The following is a 23,931-nucleotide window of genomic DNA, read 5'->3' on the forward strand; positions in this document are numbered from 1 at the left end:
GCACGTGCAACGGTCAGGGAATCGGCGAACGTGCCCCCTCCCTGGCGGTCGGGCCTCTGATCTACGCGTGCTTCGCGCGGCCGCGCCCCATCATCCAGCCAATTGCCAGCAACAGGAAACCGCCTGCGACCAATGGCCATTGGCCTTCCAGCATGGAGCGGGTTGCGGGCGCCGTAAGGGAAAGCGCGGGCGCGGGCCGCTCGGCCCCCTCCACGAGTTCAGTCCAGGCGACTTCTTTGCCGTCCTCGTAGACCTGCGTGGCGGGAAAACGAAACGTTCCGAGTTGCTTAGGCATCTGAAAACTCAGCAGAAAATTCTTAAAGCCATCGGGAGGAATACTGCCGCCAGAGAACGTCACGCGCTTGATCCACTGTTTGCGCGCCTCGTCCATCACTTGCGCTTCCTGCATCTGTTCGGGCGTCTGCGCCTGGTCGCTCGGACCTCCAGCGCCGGGTTGGGGCTGACTAGGCTCACGCTCACTACGCTCGTTCATCTCCTGCTCGTAGACCTCGCCGGGTTTGTTCTGTTTCTCAAACTTTACTTCCCAGCCCGCCGGAAATTCCACGCGGCTGAGCCTCCCGCCGGCGTTGAGAAAGGCATCCGGCACTTCCAGAGTTACTGACACCGTTCCCACGTGGCGTTCCGAGGGCACGTTTAAGTTGACGGTCGCGTAACCGCCGGGCACCAGCGGCTGCGCGGGGCGCAGGGTAACATGCGCGCGCAAGGGCGCGTGCAGGGGCGAAAGCATTCCGGCAAGCACAGCCATGCGGAGCGGGACCAAACCGTGCCGCAGGCATCGCGACGAATTGCTTAAACTGATTCTCATGAGCTCTCCTTATCCCGGATCGTCCAACTCATTTGCATCTTCATATCTCGGCGTGAAACTCAGCGACAAACGCATCGCCTTCCGCGGGCGCGACCTCCACGCTGATGGACCAACGACCGGCCATCGAAATCACCACCTCCGCCTGATAGCTGCCATCGGGCTGCGGCACGGCGGGAGCGGAGGCAAGCCCCATGTCCATGTCCAATGATTTCAAGAAGACGGTGATGCGCCGGGCATCGCTGCGCACGGTTCCCGTGCCGTCATTGAGCGCAATCCGTGCCACGTTGCGGCCCAGTTTCGCCGGGTCCAGGCGCAGGCTAATAGTATAGCCCCCCGCCTGTTGACGCAGTTCCCGCGCGCCGCCCTGAGCCGACGCCGACGCGGGCGGCATATTGGTCAGCAGCGCGACCGCGCCTAAAATCACCAGTGAACCGGCAACCTCCGCCATCAGCAACGATTCAAAGCGCGGTATCCAGCGCAGCGCGGTCGCAGGGTTCTGCCTGAACCGGGCCAACTCCGGCAGAACCCGCTTCCAGTTCACCGAGGCAACTCCCAGTGTAATCAAAACCCAAACTAACTTGGTAGTCAGAACACGGCCATAGGCGGAATCGAGGAATGACGACCAGGCGGGAACGTGCAGCCATGTATTGTAGATGCCAGTCAGAAACAATGCGGCGACGAAGATCTGAGCGACCCGCGAAAATCGACTCGCAATCTGCTCCAGCCACAACGCGGCATTCGCCTGTTCAACGTCGGCTTGACTCACGGCGATCAGCATGTGCATCAGCCCGCCGACCCAGAGCGTCGATGCGCACAGGTGTATGCCGTGCATCGCTTGAGCCAGCAAAGTCATCTCACCAGCCGCCAGCGCGTGGCCGGTGGCGGCGATGGTGATGAATATGGCGGTGGACAGCACGCCGCCAAGGAGAGCGTTCCCTGCCCTGAATGCAGGAGTTGATGCGGAAGTTGATGCAGAAGTTTTTGTGGCCCATGCGGTGAACGCCAACAACAGCGCTGCCGCCGCAAAACGAATCGTCCACCAGAGTCCAAAGCTGGAACCCGTGAGCACCGCACTCAGCGGAGCCGCGGCCAGCGCGGAACGGATTGGCCCGCCGGTGAAGCTGGCCGTCTTAGCCGTGAGCGACGTCAATTCAATGAACAGGACTGCGGCGGCGGAGAATAGAATCACGCGACGAGAGCGCGTGGCGAACGCGTTCCGCCAAAGCGAAAACTCAGGCCGCTGGTGGGGAAGGAACACGAATATCCAGGCAAACAGTCCGCCCAGCCAGGCCGCCAGCGCAATCAGGTGCAACCCCTTCAACAATGGGAAGAGCCATGGTGGCACGCTCGGCGCGGTTACCGGAGTCCAATCAACAAGGTTCTGCTCGTTGGGCGGCTCGCTTTGCAAGCCAAATCCAAACTGGCCCTGCACCTGATGCCCATCGAGCGAATTGATTTTCCAATAGACCGCGTAGGGTCCCGCCGGCATGGGCGGAAGCGTGGCGCTCAATGTCTCTCCGCCATCCACGACGCGGATTTCACCCGTCTCCAGTTCCCCGCCCTGCGAGTTGACGACGCGCAGCGCGTGGAACACAGATTCAATTCGTTCATTGAACACGAGAATGATCTGCGCCGGCGGCTGGTTGAGCCGCGCTCCCGCGTCGGGCTGCATGTGCACCAGGGTGGCATGGGCTTTCAGGTTCTGTGGCATGAACGCAAGACCGCAGCAAAGCATCAGCGCAAGCGTGGCGCGGCACGCTCCGTGGGACGCTCGTGCGTTCGTGTTTGGTGATGGGATCATGCGCAGTTTTGCCGGGACCGAATTGTGTCATCCAACCAGCGTCGAAATTTTCATCAAAAATTCAAGCGCAACCCAAACTGGATCTGCCGCGGGTCAAACGCCGCTTGCGGGACACCAAACGTACTGCTCGGATTGGTTGGGAAGGCCCCGGCTCCGAAGTTGACGTTGGGGTTGAAATAGTTTGTGCGATTCAGCGAATTGAATGCCTCGGCCATGGCCTCCAGTCGCCAGCGTTCGGTAATCATAATCGAGCGACCGACGCGAAGGTCAAGCGTTGCCAGATTGAATCCGACACCCGTATTCCGCCCCACTCTCGCCGGTCGTGCCGCCGTCCCCTGAATGGTATTGACGCCGCCGATGACGATGTTGAACGGATAAGCGGAACTGTAAGTGAAAATGGAGCTCAGCTGAAATCCAGACATGACTTTTCCGAACAGATTGCCTGAATTAGATTGCGGCGCATGCAATTGACCGCCGAGAGTTAGCCGATGCCGCTGGTCGTTGTCGGACAATCCGCGGTCGTCGCGAATATTGAAGTTGTCCTGCGGCCCGCTGAAAAAGGCGTTGCCGGTGTTGTCGATGGCCTTCGACCAAGTATAGGAAACGCGCATCGCCGCCCAATTGAGCGATTGATTTTTAAGCGAAAGGCTTAGCCCGTTGTAATAGGAGTCGCCCTGCCCGCCGTACTGACTCATGTTCGCGAAACTGGAATTGGGGCGGCACAGATTCACCGGATCAACCGCGGCGGCGCAGGCCGAGGGATTCAAGTTGCGCTGCATGATGATGTTCAGGCCGCGCAGGTACTGATAGCCCAGCGCCAGTGAAGTCCCCCTGATCAGCTCGCGCTCCACCTGCAAGCTGGCCTGCACGGCGTGTTGACTCTCGATCCGTGGATCGATGGTGGCCAGCGCCAGCAGCACGCCGCTCGGCACCGTGGCCATCTTATTTGGAAACACGGGCGCGATCGGAATGTCGATAAACTTTACGCATAAAAAATCAGCCGACATTAAGGCCGGTATTGGTTAAGATATACGCCATTGCCATTCGGCTGTCAAGCGCGCCTAACGACAGGTGGGGGTCAGGTTGCGCTCTAAGGTAGGGACAGGTCTCCAGACCTGTCCTCCGGAGGCAGGAATGCCTGCCCCACTTAACACCATAGACAACTGCCTGCCCCGAGGCCGCCAGGATGGCGCGTTACATTAGGCGCATGGCATTTCCCTTTCCGGGGGTTCTCGCATACAATTCAATTCAGCGGCGTAGAGTGCGGTCGTAAGGTACGGGCGTATAAAAGCGCTGCAATTTCTAAACGAGGGGGCGACATGTACTTAAAGCTTAGTCTCGCGTTATGGTTTGCCGGCGCTGCGCTGATGAACATTCAGAGTGCAGCGGCACAGGAGGCTTCCGGAGCCAAGACGGAACGGATTGCCAGCGGCGATCTAAAGAAGAAACTGGACAGCGGCGAAAAGATGCTGCTGATTGATGTCCGGGAAGATTTTGAACTCAAGGCCGACGGCGCCATTGCGGGAGCCATCCATATCCCCGTGGCGGAGCTCGATGCCCGCATGAAGGATTTTCCGAAGGATGTGCAGATTGTATTTTACTGAGCGGGCGGTGGGCGCGCGGAGCGCGCTGCAACCAAGTTCCAGCAAGCCGGCTACAAGGCGGGACCGTTCTGTGGAATTAAGGATTGGAAGAGTGATGGATTGAAGGTAGTGGAAAAGGTCGAACGCCCAGCCCCCGGCACGATCAAACCGAAATAATCTGTCCCTTCACCATTCAGACCGTTTTGGCAGTTGTTGAACTTTTGGCAGTTGTGAACAACGGCCGCGAGATGAAGAATGATCCCCGCAGGGGATACACAGGATAGCCGGGGGCAACGCCCCCGGAAGCAAGACCTCCTGAATTGGGGGATCGACCCTGAAAGGGTCGTACCACTGGGCCTTCCGAGCGAGGATGCTCGGTGGGTGCGACCCCTGCGGGGTCGATGTTTATTGGGGATGGTTTCCGGGGGCGATGCCCCCGGCTATCCTCTGCATCCCCTGCGGGGATGTATGGATCGTGTGCTATAGCATCATCAATAAAAATGGTCTAACCCGCCGACGCCTCATGGCGCGCGCTGCGCATGTCGCGCACAATTCCCACCCAGCTCAAAACTTTCAGCACATAGAACGTGATATCGATCTCCCACCAATACAGTCCCTGGCGGCAGGCGTGCATGTAGTGGTGATGATTGTTGTGCCAGCCCTCGCCGAGCGTGACCAGCGACAGGAAAAAATTGTTGCGGCTATCGTCGCCGGTATCAAAGCGGCGCGAGCCCCAGATGTGCGCCAGCGAATTGATGGTGAACGTCCCGTGGTAGAGCAGCACGGTGGAGGGCAGAAATCCCCAGAAGAACAGCGGCCAGCCGCCGATCGTCAGCACCAGTCCGGCGAGGGCAATGGGAGGAATCCAGTTGTAGTTGTTGATAAAAACCAACTCTGGAAATTTGCGGTAGTCCTGAATCAGCTTGGGATCGTATTCATCGTAGTCGTGCGAAATGATCCAGCCGACATGCGAGCGCCAGAAACCGTGCCGGCGCGGCGAATGGATGTCCGTCTCCTGGTCGGAATGCTGATGATGATAGCGATGATGCGCCGCCCACCACAGCACGCCCTTCTGTCCGGAACTCTCTGCCAGAAACGCCATGCAGAACTGCCAGAAGCGATTCATGCGATAACTGCGATGGCTGAAGTAACGATGATAGCCAGCGGTAACGGCGAACATGCGGACGTAGTAGAGCGCGAAAATCCAGATCAGATAACTTGTCTGAAAGGGAAAGTAAAAAGCGCACAACGCCCCGACATGGAGCAGGAAGAATGGAATGGCGGATGTAGAACGAAAAAACTCTCTTACAGGTGACACCTTGATAGTTACCTCAGGGCTGCACTGAGCAGCCAACTTTAAAACTACTGCGCCCCACTGGGCATGTGGCTGGCAATGCCACATCGAAGACTGCCAACTCCAATGATAGGGCGTGGCCGCCGTCGCTGTCCAGCGAAGTATACTGCCTCGGCGCGGGTGTTACCGACTTCGGACGGGGCCGGCGGCCTTCTGGGAGCGCTAGTCCACGGCCAGGCGTGCTTCCACTATGCCCATTTCGACGGCTGGCAGGGCGCGGAAGCCCTGCAACTTCCACCCAGCCTGCCCCAGTAACTCCCCGTATTGCTTCACGCTGCGCTCCTGCCCATCGCCCCAGCACATCATATGAATGTCATAGAGTTTGGAAAAGTGCGCCACTTCCGGCCCGGGAATCACGTACTCAAATATCAGCAGCCGCGCGCTGGTCCGGCCGTATTCGAGCGCCGCGCGCCGGACGTTGCCCAGAATCTGTACACACTGCGCATCGTCCCAATCGTGCAAGATCAGCTTGAGCAGGTAGAGGTCCGCCGGCGGAACGCCCGCAAACATATCGCCGGCAATGAACGTGCAGCGCTGATTCAGGTCTACATCGCCCGGCTCGCGTGGCTCGGTTGGATTGGAAGGCCCCGCTTGCGCGATCACCGCAGGCCGCTCCAGGACGGTGCCGCGCAGATGCGGCTGCACCCGCAACTTTTCCCGCAACAGGCCGCGCAGCAGAGTCCCGCGCCCGCCGCCAATGTCGCAGATGGATTGGATCGAGGTGAAGTCGAAATCCCCAAGCGCGGCCACTGCCGCAGTGGTCTGCTGCGCGGAGTAGCTGGCCATGGCGGCATCGAACACGCGCGAGTAGGCGGGGTTGCCATCGGCGTATGCAAAGGCCGTGCCGCCGAACTCGCGCCGGAACGCGTTCTGCCAGCCCTCGCGCACCATCTCCGGCAGGTAGTTCCAGATCGCCGTATGCTCCGGGCTATCCTGCAAGAGCGCGACATCGCGCAGATTGGCAGGGTGCCCTTTACATAGCAGAAGCCCCTCAGCGTTCAGGAAAAACTCAGTTTCGTCTTTATCTTTTTTATCGGTGGGTTTATCTTTGGGCCGCTCTTCCAACAGGCCGATGCTGGCCAGCGCCCGCAGCAGGCGGTAGACCATGCGCGCATCAAGCTTTAGTTCACTGGCCAGTTCGGCGAAGGATTTCCCGCTGGCCTGAAGCGCGTCAAATAGGCCCAGCGCCACCCCGGCATAGAGGATGCGTGACTTCCAACGCCCGAAGATCAGCTCATTGACAATTTCTAAACTATTACTTGAAGTTACGCCCATTAGGCCATTGTCATAAGTTGGAGTTAGTTTTTAGTTCCAATAAAACTCTTGGCGGACCAATGACGTCGCGCCAGGGTCCTGGCGACTCCAGAGGTTTGCACGATGCCGGGCGCTACTCCACCAAAATATCGACGGTGGTGGTGCCTTCCACGCGGACTTTTTCGTAGGCCTTCACCCAAACTTCGTGCGCTGGGTGCGTGGCGTAAATGGTCAGCGCGGCTTCGTTATCGAACTCCATGGCCACGCCGTATTCTCGTTGCACCTCGCCCAGCTTCAGCGGACGCATCAGCTTGCCCACCCAAACTTTGCGCAGTCCCGGTATCTTGCCCACCAAATCTTTTGTTGCCTTCTCGAATGCGCTGAAGTCCGCCGGCGTCGCCGTGGGTATTGGTGTGTAGGAAAACACGTGCATCAGCGAACTCAACTTCTTCGCCGGGGCCGGGGCCGGGGCCGACTGCGCCCAGCCTGTATTCGCGCCCAACAGAATGATCCCGGCCAGCAACAGTGCCGCCGAAATCGATCCAATCAATTTAGTATTTCTGCGCATGATAATCATCTCCTGTTCACTTACTTTATGTATCGGCGCGCCGCCTATTCCGGCTCAACCACGCCCTTGCAACTGCAATATGGATGTTTCACATTCTACCCGATTTGCTGCCGTTGCCCTACCCTACTGCGCTATACTGTGCGCGATACCGGCAGTGCTTGCTGCATCCGAGGCACATCCTCCAGGAGAAAAACATGAGTCATCATCCTTACCAAAATAGCCGCAACGGTAAAGTTTTCACAGGACTGTTTGTGCTGCTCGCCGTGCTGGCTTCGCTGATTCTGGCCACCGGCGAGCAATCAGCAACCACGATGTGGCGCTCACAGATGGACGCCATGCGCCGCGCCACCGGCCAGCCGCAGTTGGTGGCGGTGGAGAAACTTTCCGCAACCAACACTGCTTCGCCGGAGGGCGAGATGTGCCAGTGGCTGCCCGCCAGCTCGTCCACTACGATGACGGCGCTGCAGGAGGCCGGGCACACCGTCAATCCCGCGGACACCGGCAACTCCGACCGCGAGCCGGTGCGCAAGATACGCGACACCTATCCCACCTACAGCGCCATCGCCGTGAACCTGAAGACCAACGAAGTCTTCCTGCAGGACGAGAACCTTTTCGGCATCAAAGTTTTTGACCGGACACTGAACACGCCGCCCACCGCCGCCTTCAGCGAGCCGAAGCGCTCCATCGCCGGCGGCGGCGTTACTAAGATGGAGTTCAACTGCGGCATTTATGTTGACCCGCAGACCGGAGACATTTACTCGGTTACCAACGACACCATCGACACCATGACCGTGTTTCCCTGGAACGCCAAGGGAGAGATGAAGCCGAAGCGCGAACTCTACACGCCGCACGGGACGTTCGGCATCTCGGTGGATGAAGACGCGCAAGAGATGTACATGACGGTGCAGCATGACAACTCCGTGGTGGCTTATCCCAAGCTGGCGCAGGGAGATGACAAACCGGCGCGCGAGATTGTGGGGCCGAAGACGCAGATGAATGACCCGCACGGGGTCGCCGTCGATTACAAGAACAAACAGTTGTTTGTCAGCAATCACGGCAACGGCATCGTTAAAGCAACGGAGTCGGGCAAGTTTTCGCCGCCGTCGATTACTTCCTACCCGCTCTACTCGAAAGGCGACACCGCGCCGCTGCGCGTGATTGAAGGGCCCAGGACACGCCTCAACTGGCCGGCCAACATGTGGGTGGACGGCACGCGCGGCGAGCTTTACGTGGCCAATGACGGCGACGATTCCATTCTGGTATTCAAGACCAGCGATCGCGGCGACGTCGCGCCCACGCGCATTATCAAGGGACCAAAGACGCACGTGAACAAGCCCACCGGCGTTTTTCTTGATGAGAAAAATAACGAGCTGTGGGTGGCCAACATGGGCAACCACGCCGCCGTGGTATTCAATCGCACGACCACCGGCGACGTCGCGCCGAAGCGCATGATCCGCAGCGCGCCGCTCGAGAAGAAGGCTCTCGCCATCGGCAATCCCGGCGCGGTGGCCTATGACTCGACCCGCGATGAGATACTCGTCCCCAACTGAGTGGCGCACGCGCAGATTGCGGCCTTCCCCAGGTTGGCGAAGGAAAATACTCAGCCCAATCGCATGATCTCCGGCCAGAATACTTTGCTGGCGCGCACCATGCACGACATCCGCTACGACGCGCTGCACGACGAATTCATCGTCAACAATCCGTTCGCCTACGCCGTGCTGGTGTTTCGCGGCGGGTCGAATGGCGAGGAGCCGCCGCTGCGCGTGATTCAAGGGACCAACACCAAGATCGGCGGCTCCAGCCGTCTGGAAGTCGATCCGGTCAACAATGAGATTTTGGTCCCGGAGGGCCGCGCCATTCTGGTGTTCGACCGGCTCGCCAACGGCAACGTCGCCCCGAAACGCCAACTGCTGAACGCGGGCAGCGGCGGCGGCATCGCCGTCGATCCTGTACATAACCTGCTGCTGCTCGGCTCCGGCGGCAACAACAAAAATCCGGGGCGCATGAGGATGTATAATCGCACCGCCAGCGGCGACGACAAGCATCTGCGCGAAATCTTTGGCCCCAAGAGCGGCATCATCCGCGCGCTGCAGATGCAGGTGTATCCGCCCACGGGATACATCGCCGTTACGCAGCCGGGCGAGAGCGGAACGTTCGAGCCGGGCGGGACGTTCGTGGGCTTCTGGCACATCAGCGACAATGGAGATGTCCCGCCGCGCTACAAACTCTCCGGACCCAAGAGCACGCTGATCAAGCCGCGCGGCGTGGCCATCATCCCCGAGCACAAGGAAGTGATCGTGGCCGACATGTCGCTCAATTCGGTGCTGGTGTATTACTTCCCGGAGATCTTTTAGGCGGCGACCCGCAGCCCCACTGACGAATTGGAATTTTTCAGGTTGCTTCTGTCACTTACTCAATAGAAAAAAGGCGAGCGCCGGAGTCGTCCCGCGCTCGCCTTTGATTTTTCGTACATGATCCCTGACGGGTGGTGCATCAACGACCGGCCATTGCGACCGGCCATTGCGACCGCGCATTATTTCATCATCGCAAGGTGCTTCACGGCTTCTTCAGCGCCTGCGGTGGCGACATCGGCGTGGCCCATCTTGCCGTGGGTGATGGCGTCAGTCAGACCCTTGATGGCCATGTCCAGGTGCGGACTCTTCACTTCCTTGGCGGCCATCTCGGCATGCTTCATGGCTTCCTCGGCGTGCGTAACCAGAATGGGAGCGTGGCCCATCTTGCCATGCTTCACGGCTTCAGCGGCGTGGGTAACGGTTTCCTTGACGTGCGCGTTGTCGGCCTGAGCAAACGCGGCCGGCGGGGCCAGCATTACAACGCCGGCGACAAAACCAAACAACATTGTTGCCAGAACTTTCTTCTTCATGAAATCCTCCTCGAAATTTGGACGTACGGAAATGGAACTGCTTGCGAACGTAAACGGATCGGCACAAAAATCTAATCTACAGAAACTTCAAGAACAATGAATCCGCGGTAGCTACTACCCGCCGGTTAATACCCCACTAGGCCTTCATTGTACCTCATGAACCGGGCGCCGTAAATGAACATCATAAAATAATCCCAACCGTGATATTCTATGGCCGACGGGTGCCGCATGGAATTTGCGGCGAACCAGCATGTTGGACCCAAATTTATGGCGGGAGGGAACTGTGGCACTTAAGCGAGTATGGATACACACGGCTCTGGCCCTGGCGTTGCTGCTGCCCATGGCGGCACAGGCGCAGGAGCCACCGGCCGAGATTATGAGCAAGTTCAAAGTAGGCGACGTGGCCCCCGACTTCACCCTGCCGGACCAGGCGGGCAAGCCGGTCAAGCTCAGCGATTTTCGCGGCAAGAAAAACGTAGTGCTGGCCTTCTATGTGCTGGCCTTCACCGGTGGCTGAATCCGCGAATTGACGGCGTATCAGGCTGATATCGCCCATTTCGAAAACACCGGCACACAGATCCTCGGCATCAGCGTGGACAGCTCCCCGGCCAACAAGCGTTTCGCCGAAGACCTGAAGCTGACCTTCCCGCTGCTCAGCGACTTCAAGCGCACCGTCAGCAAGCAGTACGGCATCCTCAATGAGGAACGCGAGATCGCCGTGCGAACCACCTACGTCCTCGACAAGCAGGGCGTGATCAAGAGCGTCGAGCAAGGGTCCGTGGCCATTGACCCGAGCGGCGCCAAGGCGATGTGCAGCCTGCTGAAGTAATCGTTGTATAACAGAGCCGCGACCGTCAGGGAGCGGGGGTTGGTTTCCGCGCGGGGGTTGGATTTCCTTCCTAGCGAAACCAACCCCCGTTCCCTCACGGTCGCGGCTCTGTTTAATTTCCGCGCGGGCGCGCAATCTCTTCCAGCAAGTCAGGCTGGCCTTCGACACGCTCCAGAAATGGATAGCGCTCTCCGCCGTGATACTCCACGTGAAGCGTGCTATGCCGTTCGTCGCGCTCGATGAGCAGATCAATGGTTGCCGCTGAATGCTGCGCCGCCCGGATCGCCTGCCGCAGCACTTCGGGAGAAAATTCGAGCGTGTTGATCGCGACCACTCGCATGCCCGCCAGCACTCCGGCACGCGCCGCGGGGCTGCCCTCAAGCACCTCTTGCACACGAATGCTCTTATCGTCATTCCGGTTCAATATCAGGCCGAGCGAGTGGCGGAAGTCACTGTAGCCGCTGGACAGCTCGTACGTCCGGAACCTCTCCTCCAGCGTGTCGCGGAAGGACAACTTCCACCCACTCTTCTCGATGCCGCCCAGCGGAGCCTTCGGGGCGCGCCGCTCCACGCGCTCGCGGAAGAACCACTCCCAGTCATAGCGGACCAGATCGCGCAACGTCTCGATCATCTCTTCATACTTATAGGTAGCCACCTTCGGCGTGCGGATGGACGCGGCGGGCTTGCCCAGGAAACGCCGGCAGAAATCGTCGAGCGAATAGTTCCCGTGGCTTTCGCTGCGCAGCGTCGCGTCCACCTCCAGCCAGATCAGCGAAGCTTCATCGTAGAAATCGATGCTGCGTCTGCGGTCGCTGCCCGCGGCGGGCGCTTCAAACTGAATCTGCGCGGACAGGGCGGTATCCTCCAGCGAACGCCACGCGCGACCTGACTGCGCCACCTGATTGCCCGCCGTGATAGCCAGGTGCTCACGCAACTCCTGCTCCGACCACAGGCCCGCGCGCACGGGAATGATGGCCTCCAGATAGTCGGTGAGCCCTTCGTATATCCACAACAACTCCGTGTCCTGCGGTTGCTGGAAATCCGCATTCACCATGCCCGCCGGACGCCGCGCCTTGCCGTTCCAGGAATGCACGAACTCATGCGCCAACATCCCGGCGGCGCCGCGCCGTCCACCGTCGGAGCGCAGCGCATCTTCGCCAAGCCGGTTGTCGCTGGATTCGTGATGCTCGAGGCCAAACAGCGCGATGTGGTCGCTCAGGGCCAGCAGGAAATCGTATTTGTCATAAGGATTGCCGGGTGGACTGCCGCCGAACAGCGCAAGGGCTTCCTCGATCACCCGCCGGTAAAGTTGCGGGACTTCCGAACTGGATTCGAGCGCGGCCTCGCTGTCGGCGGCGATGTGCAGGCGGTGCGGCACCGGCTGGTCGGTCAGTTGATAATTACGGAAGAAGCGGCCCATCAGCACCGGCGAGTCCACCAGCGTGGCTACGGAGACTGACTGAAACTCAATCGCCGATGGCGATGGTCCACTGACCGTCCCCTTTTGCTCCAAAGCCGTGCCGAACTGCCAGCCCTCGGGGATGATTAATCGCGGGCGGATCGATAATTGCGCCACCGGCCGGCCCGCGGGATAGAGCAGAACATAGTGCCAACTTAGAATGGCGAGATGGTCCGTGGAGGAGCGTCCGGCGGAAAATCCTTTTTCCTCGGAAGGCAGCAGAAAGTCCAGTGTAACGCTCAGCGACTTCGCGCCCGCTGGGACGACGGTGCGGAAAGCGTACAGATCGAGCGGATCGCGCTTCCAGTCCAGCTCGCGCCCCCCGGCCTTCATGCGCAGATTCACCACGTCGCGCACCGGACCCGTGGGGCCATGCTCGCCGGGAATCCATTTTGGGTAGTAGAGCGTGATGGGACCGGAGTCGGCGGGGATGGTCAACTCCGCATGCAGCACGCCGCGCGCAGCCTCGCGCGCATCCAGCGTGATCTCCAGCGACTGACCTCGCGCGGTCGCCGGCGCAATCGCCGCCGCAACCAGCGTGCAGAGCAGAAAGAATATTTGAGGACGCGACCGCCACGTTCGCGCAGCCCTCCACACCATCACCCGCATGAATCCTCTCTCATCTTAGGCGTCATCTCCGGCATCATTTCCGGCGTCCTATCCACACTGCTCCCGCAGGGCATCGTACCCGACGCGCCGCAATCACGCAAGCCGAACCGCGACCGGGAAGGAGCGGTTCCATGAAGTCTGATATGCCATCCAACCACCGCTCCCTCCCGGTCGCGGCTCTGTCACGCCATCCGATATAGAGTTGGTACAGGGCACGTCTCCAGGCAGCCGCGATGATTCAGCACGACTATAATAGTCATTGGATGGCAATCGCTGGTATCTTGATGGTTCACCCATGAAAACACAGACGCTAAATAATCTGAAGGTGTTGGTGGTGGATGATGAAGCCGCCATGCGCATGGTGCTGGAGATGCGCCTGAAAGATTGGGGCTGCACCGTTGCCACCTCCGAAGACGGCGGCGCGGGAGTCGCGGCTGCGAAGCAATTCCGTCCCGACGTGATTCTCACCGATGTTTCCATGCCCGTGATGAACGGCCTGGAGCTGCTGGCCGCTGTGCGCCACGAATCGAGCGGATTGAATCCTTTGCCGGCGGTGATCCTGCTGACCGCGCAGGGCACCATCGACATGGCGGTTGAGGCCATGAAGCATGGCGCGCAGGACTTCATCACCAAGCCGCTTAATTACACCAAACTGCGCGCCGTGCTGGAGGCTGCCGGCCAGGACATCGCGCTGAAAACGCAATCGCGCAAACTGGCGGCGAAAATCGAGCACCCGGCTTTCGGTCCGTTCATCGGCTCCAGCCCCAGGATGCAGGAGTTGTACGAACTGCTGCAAACCCTGGCGGCCAGCGACACGCCGGTCTTCATCACCGGCGAGAGCGGCACGGGCAAGGAACTGGCGGCCCGCGCCATCCACTCGCTCAGCGCGCTGGCAGGCGGACCATTCGTGGCCATCAACTCATCCGCCATCCCGGAAACGCTGATGGAGAGCGAGTTATTCGGCCACGAGAAGGGATCGTTCACGGGCGCAACGGGCACGCGTGCCGGGTGCTTCGAGATGGCCCACCGCGGTGTGCTGCTGCTCGATGAAATCACCGAGATGCCTGTCGCCCTGCAACCAAAGCTGCTGCGCGTATTGGAAGACCGGCGCGTGCGTCGCCTCGGTGGGTCGCAGGAATTTCAGTTTGACGTGCGCGTACTCGCCGCCACGAATCGCGAGCCCGGCGAGGCCATCCGCACCGGCATGTTGCGCGAGGACCTCTTCTATCGCCTGAATGTCTTCACTGTGCAGTTGCCCGCGCTGCGGGAGCATAAGGATGACATCCCGCAGTTGCTGCAACACTTTATTGGCGAGTTGAATGAGAAGCATAAAACATCGTTGACCACTCCGGTGGCGGCCGCGCGGCCCGAGGCGCTGGAATTGCTGTGCCAATACGACTGGCCGGGCAACGTGCGCGAGTTCCGCAACGTCGCCGAGCGCGCCGTGATTCTGGCCAAAGGCGAGTGGATCGAGGCGGCTCATCTGCCGCCTTACATCCGGGATGGCGGAGAGGGCGCCGCGGCTGTAAGCAGGCAGGCCGGCAACCCGGGGGCCACGGCCGCCGACGCCGAGCGCCAGTTGATATTAAAGACTCTGGAGCAAGCCGGGAACAACAAATCAGAGACCGCGCGGCGGCTGGGCCTTGATGTCAAAACGATACGCAATAAACTGAAGGCGTACGGACTGACCTAAGTCATCCCTAAGTCATATTAAGATGAGCGCTGCCGCCGAGACGGTGCTGAATATACAATGAAGATCTCCACAAAAATCACGACGGGCTTCGCTGGCTTGATCCTGCTCCTGGCGGCGATACTCGGCTACCGCATGATCCTGATGTCGCAGGTACAGTATGTCCTGCGCACGTTGGGAGCCACCAACTTTCGCGCCTCGTTGGTCTCTCTGCAGATGATCCAGGACTTGGCGCAGGTGGATGAGTTCACGCGCAAGACATACGTTACCGGCGGCGATCCGGACTACGTCGCTCAGGCGCGCCTGATGCGCGACTCATTCCGCCGGGGCATGGAGGAAATTCGCGGCATTGCGCTGACTCCAGTCGAAGAGGAACAGGTAAAATCGCTGGCCACGCTGTGGAGCCGCTTCGTGGCGCTGCCCGAGGTCCCTGTACAGGAGCAGGACTTTCAGCGGCAAATTGCGCTCATCGAAGATCTGCGGCTGCAAACACAAAATGTGATTCGCGTCACACGCGAAGCCATCTCCCTTCAGGTGGAAACGTCCGCGGAGGAGGCACGGCGCGCCGACCGCATCTCGCTGGGAACCGCGCTGCTGGCTCTGGCCATCGGCATCATCGGCGCGGTGTGGATTGTCCGCTCCATCGCGCGCCCGCTGCGCAAGCTGACGGCGGGCACGCGCGCCGTGGCCGCCGGAGAAGTCACGCACCAGATTCAACTCGAAAGCCGGGATGAACTGGCGCAATTGGCCGCCGACTTCAACGCCATGACCATCCGTCTGGGAGAGCTGGACCAGATGAAGCGCGACTTCGTCTCGCACGCCTCGCATGAACTGAAGACACCACTGGCCTCGATGCAGGAGACGGTCCGCCTGATGCTGGACGGCATACCCGGCGCGCTGAATGGACAGCAGCGCCGTCTGCTCGAACTGAATCTGCAGAGCAGCCAGCGACTCTCCGCCATGCTGCGCAACCTGCTGGACCTCTCGCGCATGGAGGCCGGCGTGATGGAGTACGCCTTCGAATGGAATGATCTGCGCGAACTGGCGCGCGCCGCGGCCAGCGAGTTGGAGGGTATGCTGCGCGAGAAGAGTCTGAAAATTGAATTGGATTTGCCGGAGAAATCCTGTGTCGCGCAGTGCGATGGCGGGCGAATCATGCAGGTGATCACCAACCTGCTCGGCAATGCCATCAAGTACTCGCCCGCTGGTGCGCCGGTCCGCATCGCGCTGCATCAGGTATTTGCGCTGCCCGAGGATATGCCCAATCTGTGGCGCGTGCGCATGCCGGAGCGGTCCAGTCAGAATCTCTACGCGGTACTCTCCATCGCGGACATCGGTCCGGGCGTCCCCGCCGATGAGCGCATAAAAATATTTGAAAAGTTTCACCAGGTACGCGAACCAAGCTCTGAAAATGGCGGGGCGGCATCTGCTGCCGGAACGATCAGCAGTCGCTTGCGCAGTTCGCTGGCCACCATGAATACCGGACTGGGCCTCACCATCAGCCGGACCATCGTGGAGGCCCATCGCGGGGCCATTTGGGTCACGGAAAACGACGCCGCTGCCAGCGGCTCGCGGGGAAGCATCTTTCACATGCTGCTGCCCGTGGACGCCAAAGCCCCCTTGATCGAGCCGGTGGACTCGGCGCCCATCTAACTATTCTTCCGGATCGCGGATGGCGACGGAGGCGGCAGGGCAGATCAGAACCGCGCGCGAAATCCACGACGGAATAGTGCTATTCTGAAATCCCCCGCCAATCCTGTCTCAAGGACGGTCTGAATCTTGCGCGCATTTGTTTCCCATCTACCAGCGACTGACGAACTCCAGTCACTGAATTCCATTCCCGCGCGCGCGAATTGCACCAAGGACTTTACCAGGCGCGGTGTGCCCGGCCTCCGCGGGAAGTCCCTGGCGATTGCTCTGATTGCTCTCGTCCTGATCGCCTCCGGATGTCGTCAGCGGAGTTCCGTAGGCTCCCTGCCTACCCCGCCGCCACCACCTTCTCCGCCACCACCTAATTTTCTGGCATTGGGAGACGCGGCCTATGCCGCGCGCGACTCTGCCGTTGCGGTCGGCAACTACCAGAAATTTCTAGTGGCTGGCACGTTGTCGTCCGAGCGCGACCGCGTCCTATTCCGAGTCGGATTGCTCCACCTGCTGCCGGCAAGCCCGCTGCACGATATCGCGCAAGCTAAAACCACTCTGCAACTATTGATGGAAGCCTACCCCACGAGCGATTACTCGGTGCAGGCCCGCTTGTATCTGGATTTGTATCAGGAAGTCGAACAGCAGACGAGCAGCATCGCGGAGTACCGCCACCGCATTGAAGAACTGGGTGCGGAGATGACCCGACTGAAAGCGGATGATGCGATGAAGGCGGAGGATTTGCAAAAGCTGAAAGCAGAGGCGGCACGGCGCGAGGAACGCATTCGCCAAATAACGACTGACCTGGATCGGCTGAAGGAAATTGATATGCTCCGCCGGCCCGCCGTTCCCCGCCGATAGCATCGTTGTGAATCGTTCTGGCTACGCCAGCGCCCCAGGCTCCGAGTCCTCGTTGCTTTCCAGCCTGTCAATCTCGCAGATCACATTCACTCGGCCCGGCTGTTCGCTAGCTTGAATGGCGACGATGTGCCCCAGGCAGCTTATGCCGCCAACGCCGGCCCCGGCGTATTCGTCCGGGATTTGCAGTTGCAAATGAACCGGGGAGCCCACCTGCGGGGCGCCAGCACCCGCTGACTGCGCTAAAGTAAATTCGCAAAGGACCGCATGGAGGGGCTGAGACATCGCCGGAACCTCCTCTTGTTACACATCCATCAGACAGAATGGGTGCCTGCCATAGCAACGGCACGGTAATGGAAACAGCAAATGACCGGAAGATAACTCCCGGTCATTGCCATTATTGCATCGGAGAGATGCTCATTTATCGTCCTCGCCACGCGCCTGCGCGGATATCCGGCGAGAATCAATCATCTTGTCTAGCTACCGGCCTGCGCATTCGCCGCCGGCTGTGCAGTGTTCAGATGCGCATCGCGCTTCAGCTTCGGAGCGGAAACGTAGCCCACGACGCGGTCTTTGTAGATTTGGTTGACCACGATTTCCGTCGCCATCCGCGATCCGGCCTGATAGAACTGCACGGGCTCGAAGACCGTCTTGTCTTTCTTCTCGATGTTGCGGTCGTCGGCGATCAAGCTGACCGTATACTTCTGGCGCTTTACATCCACTTTCTTAAGTTGTAAACCGAGGCCGCCCACGCGCTGTGTCTTGTCGGACTTGCGCAAATCGAATTCGAAGTAATCGCGGTCGCCGCGGGCACGCAGCTCGATGAGATCATCGTGATTGCGCGCGATCAAATCACTCTGCACTCCAAGGTCTCCCACCATGCGCTGTAGTTGCGATTTGGTGGAGGCCAGCTCGTCCTTGGTCAGCGATACGTCTTTTTTGACTCCGCTCACATCATTGTTGACGCTGCCAATGAAGCCGCGCGCCGCCACCTGATCCTCCTGCAGCTTGCCCAGCTCGCTGGAGAGAACTTCGGTGGATTCCTTCTGCTTCTTCTCAATCTGCGCAGCCATCTGTTTGGTCCGCTTGATTTCGCCCTGCGCGGAGCCAACCTCGCCCTTGGTGCTGGCGAGCTCATCTTCGAGCACCGTGAAGCGCTCCGTGGCGCCGCCCAGTTGCGTGTGCAGACGGTCAATCGAGTCCTGCTGACTGTCCAGCTTGGCCACCAGCGTCTGCTCGGACTTCTGCATCTGGCTGGTCAGCCACCAGGCATAAGCGCCTTCGCTCAACGCCACCGCAAACAGGATGCCCAGCAGCAAGCCCATGGTGCGCACCTTGCGCTCCCCCGGTGTGGCCGGCGGCGCCACGGCGCTCTGTTGCGGAGCGGCATCTGTTGCGGACTGCGCTGATTCCTGTAGATTTGCGTTCGGTGTGATGCTCATCTGAGTCTCCTTATCTCACCCAAAAGAAGTGGCCCAAAAATACTGGCCCTGGTTCGATCTGCTTCCGGTCGGTTAGCGATTCGCCGCGGAAGACGATAGCGTCTCCACCGCCGGAGCCATCAGCCGCACAACCACGGCGCGATTCGCCGCGCGCCCTTCCTTCGAATCGTTTTCCGTGAGCGGGTTGTCTTCTCCGAAGCTCATCTTGCTGACCTGGTGCATGGGCACACTGTGTCCTACCACCAGGAAACGCTCGATAGCGGCAACGCGCTTTTCTCCCAGTTGAATGTTGTAGGTTTCATCGCCCGTCGCGTCCGTGCGGCCTTCCAGCACCAACCTCGCGTCGGGATTCTGCTTGAGCTTCAGGGCCAGCTCGTTCAGACGCATGTCGTTGGTGGCGTCCAGCCGGGCGCTGCCCAGTTCAAACAGGATCGCGAGTTCCTCCTGTTGCTCCAGATGATTGCGCCGCGCGAATTTTTCGTCGAGCGAGGCAATCTCGCCGACAGCATGATCCGCCGTGACTTGTGCGGCCTGGCCGGTGCTGATCGCGGTAGCGGCTTTGGCGTCAGTGACCTTCAATCCGGTATCCAGCGTGTTGATCAGTTGGCCGTGCTCGCGCGTTACGCCGGAGAGTTCGGTAATCTGGCTGGCGTTGGCCTGGATGCCGGCTTCGAGTTGTCCGTCCTTCTCGTCCATCTTCACGGACAGCTCATTCGAGCGGGCATCGATCTGCTCACGCACATATTTCTTGGTGGAGCACGCGCCGGAAACCAACATTACCGCGCTCATCGCTCCCACCGCCAGCCAACTGCTGCTCATGTTCATTTTGCTAACCCTCCGCTTTCAGCTAACAATCTTTGGTTAAAAAACTCAGGCGGGTGGGGCAGTTCCCCCCGGAATCCCCACCCTCCCGAGCAGTGCGACTTCGTTTGCTGCCAACCAAGGCAATCAAAGTCTGTTACAGTCGCACTCACATGTAGTGCAAGCACTTAACCAAACTGGAACAGAATTTTTAATCTGTTTTATTTACAAATAGTTATAGGTAGTTAATTAAGAAACAAGTGAGGAATAAGGAAGGCTGAATCAGGGAAACATTCCCCATCATTGAGAACCCGACGGGGAAATATTCAGTACCGGTTCGGTGAGCTTGGGCAGCCCACTTTGCCCGGACACCGCCAGAGCATCGCCGCCATACCGATTAGGACGACCGTGGCGACCGCTCCGCCCTCGGGGCCGTATTCCCAGCCGTGCAGCCACGCGGTGGCTGGCGGGCCAGCGGCGCTCCAAGGCACATCGAACAGGTCCAGGCCGCTGACCGGAAATCCCGCCAGGCCCAAGCTCCAGTTCCACGCCACATGCCAGCCGATGGGATACCACAGCGATTGCGTCCGCAAATATCCGAGCGCAAGCACCACTCCCGCCAGCACCGTGTTGGTGGTGCTCAACAAGGACGCGGAAGGGTTGGTCCAATGCACGATTCCAAAGAATGTGGAAGAGACCAGCACGGCGCCGGTCGCACCGATTCCTTCCACCAGCCGCTGAAACGGATAACCGCGGAACAGCAATTCCTCGAAGCAAGCGGCCAGCACGAGCAGGAAAGTAGTGGTAAGGATGGCGAGCATGGGAGAAGAGTTCACGGACTTCACTGACGTAACTTGAACGTCCGCGATCCCCAGTAAGCTAACAGAGACCGCCGCGACCGTCGCCAGTCCCACCAGCTTGCCGCATCCCAGCAACTGCCACCATCCCTTGTCCAGCCCTAGGCCAACATCCGCAAACGGGCGGCAGTCAAAAATCTTGAGCATGGCCCAAGTTACGAATGCAGTGGAGGCAAGGTGGATCAGTGGAGCCAGCACCGGCTGGCCATGACGGCTATATTCGAGAAGCCACCAGCCCAATAAATTGACGATCACCACCCAGAATATGACAAATATCAGGAGGCGCCAGCCAGCGCGCAGGCGGCCGTCCGGCAACAGGAAGTAACCAGTGTGGTTCATTCGATTGGGGAAGGTCTCCAAGGATGTCAGGCCGAAGTCCGGCGGATATTGCCGGGCCAAGGAATCTGCTTTGTTTTAGCAGCGCGGACAAAAACAGATTCCTCGCTCCGCTCGGAATGACAGCGCAACAGGATGTTTCAGCGGCGTTACACGCGCAGGTGATCCGGGACCCAGGTCTTGATCATTTGCTTGATCACTTTGCGGTCTTCAATTCTTTCCGTCAGAACCCTGCGCGCCAGTTCGGGCAACTCCTCGTCGCTGGCAAAGCGCAGCGCGATCAGTTGGCCCGGCGTGAACTCCATCATCCGGGCGCGCAGGTCGGCGGGCAGCACTTCCTTCATGCGCAGGCGCATCTCCAGACGGATCACGCGGTCTTGCGCGGTCAGCGCGAAAACCCGCGCGCAGAAAAACAGGATGATGAAGCCAATGGCCAGCAGCACCCCCATCACCGTCCCGAAAGAAAACGAGCGCACTAGTTGCACGATGGACCAGATGAAATTAATGAACAGAATGGGAAAGAGAACCATGTGAAACGCGGGCACGAAGCGCGCGTGATTCTTGAAATTCTGCGTTGCTTGATCTGCCATCTGCGAATGCTCCTTAAGGTTAGGCTGCTTGCTGCCTTCTCAATCGCTGCCACTATACGTCCCCTGAAGGCTGAAATCAAGCATGGCGAGCGTTCGGGCGTTTTCCGTGGTGGCGTATCGGTCGCTACTTCTCCGTCCGCACCTGCAACCCACGCGGCGCCACGCGCGCCGGAAGAACCTGCGCCCGCGCAGCCGTCAACGCGGCCGCCACGCGGCCCTTCGCCTCCGGTTCCACCAGAAACGCCACGCATCCACCGCCGCCCGCGCCGCAAGCCTTCCCTGCCCACGCGCCGTTGTGTTTGGCGATGTCGATCAGCCGGTCGATCTGCTCGGTAGTGATGCCCGGCCAGGCCTTCTTGCGCGCCGCCCAGTCCGCCCCGGCCAGCCGCGCCACCGCGCGCCAGTCATGCTCGATCAACGCGGAACGCATCTCCGCCGCAATCGCCGCGATGCGCGCGAAGTGGCGGACTACATCGCGCCGCCCGTCAATGTGCGCCTTCTCCACTTCCCAGTTGTTGATCCCTGATTGCCGCGACTGCCCCGTGTAGCACAGCACGAAGCGGTTGTTCATTTCGTCCGGAGACACCGGCAGCTTCTCCGGCTCGATGCCGTGCGGCGTCAGATGAATCGCCTGCACGCCGCCGAACATCGCCGAGTAATAATCCTGCTCGCCCGCCGGCACGCCGAGCACCTGCGACTCTACGTTGCGCGCAATCTCAATGAGTTTTCCGGGCAGCTTGCCCGGCGCAAACTTCTTGCCCGTGAATCGCTGCGTAAACTTACTTAGCGCTCCGCAGATCGCGATGTTCAGCGCCGACGACCCGCCCAGCCCCGACCCGGTGGGCACGCCCGACTCCATCTCCAGCGTCAGCCCCGGCAAGTTTTCAGCGTGGGACGTGAACTCCCGAATCAGCAGCGCCGGCAGAGGCAGCCGGAGCTTCCCGCCGCGCGCGACTCGCTGCAATTCATCGAATGACGCAAACTCCTCGCCGCGCCGCAGATCGCGCGAAACAATTTCAATCCGCCCATCACGCCGTGCTGAAATGCGACAGCGCGCATAGCAATCAATCGCAAAATTAATCGTCTGGGAATTTTCGTGGAATAAGTAGAGCGGCCAGATGTCCAGGGTCCCGCCCGCCAAATCCACCCGCGCCGGCGCCTGTGATTGAACAATCATGTCAATAGCGACCGCGATCATGCTGCGTCTCTGCGTTCGTAGCATTGCCGCTGAGCACCTTTTGCGGCGTCTTGCTTCGAACTGGATTCAAGGGCTGCAGTAGAACGCCCTCCGCGACCAATTCAACGGTAAATTGCTTGCCCGTCTTCCATCGCTGCGCATCCCGTGTTCCCTTGGGTATTGTTACTCGCCCGTTGGTGGAAAGCTTTGCGGTCCTCATCGCTTGCCTCACTTTACTTTGAAATATAACAAAGCCACCATATTTTTCGCCGCGCATTCACCCAGACAGGGTCCGTCCACACAGCCGTGTCAAGTTGACTCAGATAATTATCAAAACAATTTTGTAAGGCTTCGGCGAAGAGTGTCCGATTTACAGTTTTCTTGTTAGGATCCCACACTTTGGAACCCTTTTTGTTTATCCTCCAACCATTCTTAGTCTGTGATTGGTGCAATAAACCATTCCTAATATTACGGTGAAACTCCCCTCCAGCCAATCCGTTAAACGACGTGCTATACCCGACGAAGAAATCCTCAAAGCTGCTGCTGCCACTCATAGGCTGGATACCGTTAAGCGAGGCCCACGGCGGAACACCGGGCGTGCCTGCAAGTTTTTGGAATTCCCTTCTGTCTGTGGTCGGTAGCCCAGTTTTGTAACACTGGATTGTTTCGACTAGCAACGAGCACAAGCTCATCATCGCAAACCCGTACCCTACGTGTCCTCCTTGTATTTTCCCGAGGTGGGTAATTGGGTCGAAGAATCTGTTCTTATGACGCACCCGGATGAATTTGACAAGGGACGTCCTTGCTCGTTTACTTCCATTGGAATTCAAAAGGTCTTCAACACGTCGGATGGAGTATTCAGGGGCAAGTTCCATGAGGGGACTCCTAAGCTTCATCCCAATCTTCTGAGGAGATACCCGCTTGACGGAGGATCTCCGCGACTAGTGCTTTGGAAATATCTCCCTGACGAGGATTCGGGATGCGGACTCGTTGCGTGCCTTTGACCATGAATGGGTGGCGGCGTCCCGCGTAAGGGCCGTCAAAACCCAGCCTCTGAAATTTCTGGACCAGTTTCCGCCACGATATGCTCTTAGGCACGATTAACCAATTTCACTTTTTCAACTTTCCACTTGAACCCAGGGATTGGCTCCCGGTCGCTGACCTTGAGCAGCAGCCAGCCCTCCAAGACTTCCTGTAGCTCACGGCGGCAGTCTTCCAGCTTCTTGGCATTGCCCCAAACGCCGCGCAGCCCGGGTATCTCCCCGAAGTAGGTTCCATCTTCGAGTTTCTTATACTTGGCGGTCTCCATTTTTTTTTGAACGTATTCCACCAGCATGGAGTGAATCTCCTTCCCGCGCTACGGAACCGCTCC

23 protein-coding genes are annotated in these 23,931 nt (G+C 59.4%); 8 read left to right on the forward strand and 15 right to left on the reverse strand.

Features of this window, described 5'->3' with window-relative positions; genetic code table 11:
- Window positions 1-61: 61 nt before the first annotated feature.
- Genes EXQ56_06610 through EXQ56_06620 form a run of 3 tightly spaced genes read right to left on the reverse strand, consistent with a single transcriptional unit; the run spans window position 62 to window position 3,583 of the window.
- Window positions 62-826: a DUF1775 domain-containing protein gene (locus EXQ56_06610; protein MSO20125.1), complete on the reverse strand. Its 765-nt coding sequence runs from the start codon at window positions 824-826 to the stop codon at window positions 62-64.
- Window positions 827-866: 40 nt separating this feature from the next.
- On the reverse strand, window positions 867-2,627 hold the full coding sequence (locus tag EXQ56_06615; GenBank protein ID MSO20126.1) for a hypothetical protein: 1,761 nt from the start codon (window positions 2,625-2,627) through the stop codon (window positions 867-869).
- 53 nt (window positions 2,628-2,680) lie between these two features.
- Complete coding sequence (locus tag EXQ56_06620) at window positions 2,681-3,583, reverse strand: hypothetical protein (protein MSO20127.1); 903 nt, start codon at window positions 3,581-3,583, stop codon at window positions 2,681-2,683.
- Window positions 3,584-3,946: 363 nt separating this feature from the next.
- Here EXQ56_06620 and EXQ56_06625 point away from each other — a divergent pair, with 363 nt between their 5' ends.
- Window positions 3,947-4,231 (forward strand): hypothetical protein, encoded by a 285-nt coding sequence (locus tag EXQ56_06625; GenBank protein ID MSO20128.1) that lies wholly within the window; start codon window positions 3,947-3,949, stop codon window positions 4,229-4,231.
- Window positions 4,232-4,715: 484 nt separating this feature from the next.
- On the opposite strand, the gene EXQ56_06630 is transcribed toward EXQ56_06625, so the two are convergent.
- The 3 genes from EXQ56_06630 to EXQ56_06640 form a co-directional block, all read right to left on the reverse strand.
- On the reverse strand, window positions 4,716-5,612 hold the full coding sequence (locus tag EXQ56_06630; protein MSO20129.1) for an acyl-CoA desaturase: 897 nt from the start codon (window positions 5,610-5,612) through the stop codon (window positions 4,716-4,718).
- A gap of 114 nt (window positions 5,613-5,726) precedes the next feature.
- Window positions 5,727-6,839, reverse strand: a complete 1,113-nt coding sequence (locus tag EXQ56_06635; GenBank protein ID MSO20130.1) for a hydroxyneurosporene methyltransferase — start codon at window positions 6,837-6,839, stop codon at window positions 5,727-5,729.
- Window positions 6,840-6,951: 112 nt separating this feature from the next.
- The gene (locus EXQ56_06640) at window positions 6,952-7,395 is read right to left on the reverse strand and encodes a Dabb family protein (protein ID MSO20131.1); all 444 of its coding nucleotides are present in this window, start codon (window positions 7,393-7,395) and stop codon (window positions 6,952-6,954) included.
- Window positions 7,396-7,580: 185 nt separating this feature from the next.
- Here EXQ56_06640 and EXQ56_06645 point away from each other — a divergent pair, with 185 nt between their 5' ends.
- Entirely contained in the window at window positions 7,581-8,936 is a 1,356-nt protein-coding gene (locus tag EXQ56_06645) for a hypothetical protein (GenBank protein ID MSO20132.1), read from the forward strand.
- Between the two features lie 33 nt (window positions 8,937-8,969).
- Window positions 8,970-9,740: a hypothetical protein gene (locus tag EXQ56_06650; protein ID MSO20133.1), complete on the forward strand. Its 771-nt coding sequence runs from the start codon at window positions 8,970-8,972 to the stop codon at window positions 9,738-9,740.
- Between the two features lie 179 nt (window positions 9,741-9,919).
- On the opposite strand, the gene EXQ56_06655 is transcribed toward EXQ56_06650, so the two are convergent.
- Window positions 9,920-10,270, reverse strand: coding sequence for a metal-binding protein SmbP (locus tag EXQ56_06655; protein ID MSO20134.1), 351 nt, complete (start codon window positions 10,268-10,270; stop codon window positions 9,920-9,922).
- 250 nt (window positions 10,271-10,520) lie between these two features.
- Between EXQ56_06655 and EXQ56_06660 the strand changes: the two genes are divergently transcribed.
- Entirely contained in the window at window positions 10,521-10,787 is a 267-nt protein-coding gene (locus EXQ56_06660; GenBank protein MSO20135.1) for a redoxin domain-containing protein, read from the forward strand.
- Window positions 10,788-11,099: a redoxin domain-containing protein gene (locus EXQ56_06665; GenBank protein ID MSO20136.1), complete on the forward strand. Its 312-nt coding sequence runs from the start codon at window positions 10,788-10,790 to the stop codon at window positions 11,097-11,099.
- Between the two features lie 112 nt (window positions 11,100-11,211).
- On the opposite strand, the gene EXQ56_06670 is transcribed toward EXQ56_06665, so the two are convergent.
- The gene (locus EXQ56_06670) at window positions 11,212-13,167 is read right to left on the reverse strand and encodes a M61 family peptidase (GenBank protein ID MSO20137.1); all 1,956 of its coding nucleotides are present in this window, start codon (window positions 13,165-13,167) and stop codon (window positions 11,212-11,214) included.
- A 295-nt stretch (window positions 13,168-13,462) separates the two neighbouring features.
- Here EXQ56_06670 and EXQ56_06675 point away from each other — a divergent pair, with 295 nt between their 5' ends.
- The 3 genes from EXQ56_06675 to EXQ56_06685 all read left to right on the forward strand — a co-directional run bounded on the left by EXQ56_06675 (window position 13,463) and on the right by EXQ56_06685 (window position 17,359).
- On the forward strand, window positions 13,463-14,860 hold the full coding sequence (locus tag EXQ56_06675; GenBank protein ID MSO20138.1) for a sigma-54-dependent Fis family transcriptional regulator: 1,398 nt from the start codon (window positions 13,463-13,465) through the stop codon (window positions 14,858-14,860).
- 57 nt (window positions 14,861-14,917) lie between these two features.
- Complete coding sequence (locus tag EXQ56_06680; protein MSO20139.1) at window positions 14,918-16,510, forward strand: HAMP domain-containing histidine kinase; 1,593 nt, start codon at window positions 14,918-14,920, stop codon at window positions 16,508-16,510.
- A gap of 126 nt (window positions 16,511-16,636) precedes the next feature.
- Entirely contained in the window at window positions 16,637-17,359 is a 723-nt protein-coding gene (locus EXQ56_06685) for a hypothetical protein (GenBank protein MSO20140.1), read from the forward strand.
- 473 nt (window positions 17,360-17,832) lie between these two features.
- Here EXQ56_06685 and EXQ56_06690 read toward each other — a convergent pair whose 3' ends face one another.
- The 7 genes from EXQ56_06690 to EXQ56_06720 all read right to left on the reverse strand — a co-directional run bounded on the left by EXQ56_06690 (window position 17,833) and on the right by EXQ56_06720 (window position 23,895).
- The gene (locus tag EXQ56_06690) at window positions 17,833-18,798 is read right to left on the reverse strand and encodes a hypothetical protein (GenBank protein ID MSO20141.1); all 966 of its coding nucleotides are present in this window, start codon (window positions 18,796-18,798) and stop codon (window positions 17,833-17,835) included.
- Between the two features lie 72 nt (window positions 18,799-18,870).
- Window positions 18,871-19,623: an OmpA family protein gene (locus tag EXQ56_06695; protein MSO20142.1), complete on the reverse strand. Its 753-nt coding sequence runs from the start codon at window positions 19,621-19,623 to the stop codon at window positions 18,871-18,873.
- A 302-nt stretch (window positions 19,624-19,925) separates the two neighbouring features.
- Entirely contained in the window at window positions 19,926-20,795 is an 870-nt protein-coding gene (locus EXQ56_06700) for a CPBP family intramembrane metalloprotease (GenBank protein MSO20143.1), read from the reverse strand.
- A gap of 146 nt (window positions 20,796-20,941) precedes the next feature.
- Window positions 20,942-21,382 (reverse strand): hypothetical protein, encoded by a 441-nt coding sequence (locus tag EXQ56_06705; GenBank protein ID MSO20144.1) that lies wholly within the window; start codon window positions 21,380-21,382, stop codon window positions 20,942-20,944.
- A gap of 124 nt (window positions 21,383-21,506) precedes the next feature.
- Window positions 21,507-22,604, reverse strand: coding sequence for a GHMP kinase (locus EXQ56_06710; protein MSO20145.1), 1,098 nt, complete (start codon window positions 22,602-22,604; stop codon window positions 21,507-21,509).
- Window positions 22,605-23,444: 840 nt separating this feature from the next.
- Complete coding sequence (locus tag EXQ56_06715; protein ID MSO20146.1) at window positions 23,445-23,657, reverse strand: type II toxin-antitoxin system HicA family toxin; 213 nt, start codon at window positions 23,655-23,657, stop codon at window positions 23,445-23,447.
- Window positions 23,650-23,895: a type II toxin-antitoxin system HicB family antitoxin gene (locus tag EXQ56_06720; GenBank protein ID MSO20147.1), complete on the reverse strand. Its 246-nt coding sequence runs from the start codon at window positions 23,893-23,895 to the stop codon at window positions 23,650-23,652. The genes EXQ56_06715 and EXQ56_06720 overlap by 8 nt, the downstream gene beginning before the upstream one ends.
- Between the last annotated feature and the right edge of the window lie 36 nt (window positions 23,896-23,931).

The sequence above is a fragment of the Acidobacteriota bacterium genome (assembly GCA_009691245.1).
GTDB lineage: Bacteria > Acidobacteriota > Terriglobia > 2-12-FULL-54-10 > 2-12-FULL-54-10 > SHUM01.

What these genes read in the sequence shown, in the direction of transcription:
- EXQ56_06610 (MSO20125.1), bottom strand. Translation starts at nt 826, where the DNA reads ATGAGAATCAGTTTAAGCAATTCGTCGCGATGCCTGCGGCACGGTTTG.
- EXQ56_06615 (MSO20126.1), bottom strand. Translation starts at nt 2,627, where the DNA reads ATGATCCCATCACCAAACACGAACGCACGAGCGTCCCACGGAGCGTGC.
- EXQ56_06625 (MSO20128.1), top strand. Translation starts at nt 3,947, where the DNA reads ATGTACTTAAAGCTTAGTCTCGCGTTATGGTTTGCCGGCGCTGCGCTG.
- EXQ56_06630 (MSO20129.1), bottom strand. Translation starts at nt 5,612, where the DNA reads ATGTGGCATTGCCAGCCACATGCCCAGTGGGGCGCAGTAGTTTTAAAG.
- EXQ56_06635 (MSO20130.1), bottom strand. Translation starts at nt 6,839, where the DNA reads ATGGGCGTAACTTCAAGTAATAGTTTAGAAATTGTCAATGAGCTGATC.
- EXQ56_06640 (MSO20131.1), bottom strand. Translation starts at nt 7,395, where the DNA reads ATGATTATCATGCGCAGAAATACTAAATTGATTGGATCGATTTCGGCG.
- EXQ56_06645 (MSO20132.1), top strand. Translation starts at nt 7,581, where the DNA reads ATGAGTCATCATCCTTACCAAAATAGCCGCAACGGTAAAGTTTTCACA.
- EXQ56_06655 (MSO20134.1), bottom strand. Translation starts at nt 10,270, where the DNA reads ATGAAGAAGAAAGTTCTGGCAACAATGTTGTTTGGTTTTGTCGCCGGC.
- EXQ56_06660 (MSO20135.1), top strand. Translation starts at nt 10,521, where the DNA reads ATGTTGGACCCAAATTTATGGCGGGAGGGAACTGTGGCACTTAAGCGA.
- EXQ56_06670 (MSO20137.1), bottom strand. Translation starts at nt 13,167, where the DNA reads ATGCGGGTGATGGTGTGGAGGGCTGCGCGAACGTGGCGGTCGCGTCCT.
- EXQ56_06675 (MSO20138.1), top strand. Translation starts at nt 13,463, where the DNA reads ATGAAAACACAGACGCTAAATAATCTGAAGGTGTTGGTGGTGGATGAT.
- EXQ56_06680 (MSO20139.1), top strand. Translation starts at nt 14,918, where the DNA reads ATGAAGATCTCCACAAAAATCACGACGGGCTTCGCTGGCTTGATCCTG.
- EXQ56_06690 (MSO20141.1), bottom strand. Translation starts at nt 18,798, where the DNA reads ATGAGCATCACACCGAACGCAAATCTACAGGAATCAGCGCAGTCCGCA.
- EXQ56_06695 (MSO20142.1), bottom strand. Translation starts at nt 19,623, where the DNA reads ATGAACATGAGCAGCAGTTGGCTGGCGGTGGGAGCGATGAGCGCGGTA.
- EXQ56_06700 (MSO20143.1), bottom strand. Translation starts at nt 20,795, where the DNA reads ATGAACCACACTGGTTACTTCCTGTTGCCGGACGGCCGCCTGCGCGCT.
- EXQ56_06705 (MSO20144.1), bottom strand. Translation starts at nt 21,382, where the DNA reads ATGGCAGATCAAGCAACGCAGAATTTCAAGAATCACGCGCGCTTCGTG.
- EXQ56_06710 (MSO20145.1), bottom strand. Translation starts at nt 22,604, where the DNA reads ATGCTACGAACGCAGAGACGCAGCATGATCGCGGTCGCTATTGACATG.
- EXQ56_06720 (MSO20147.1), bottom strand. Translation starts at nt 23,895, where the DNA reads ATGCTGGTGGAATACGTTCAAAAAAAAATGGAGACCGCCAAGTATAAG.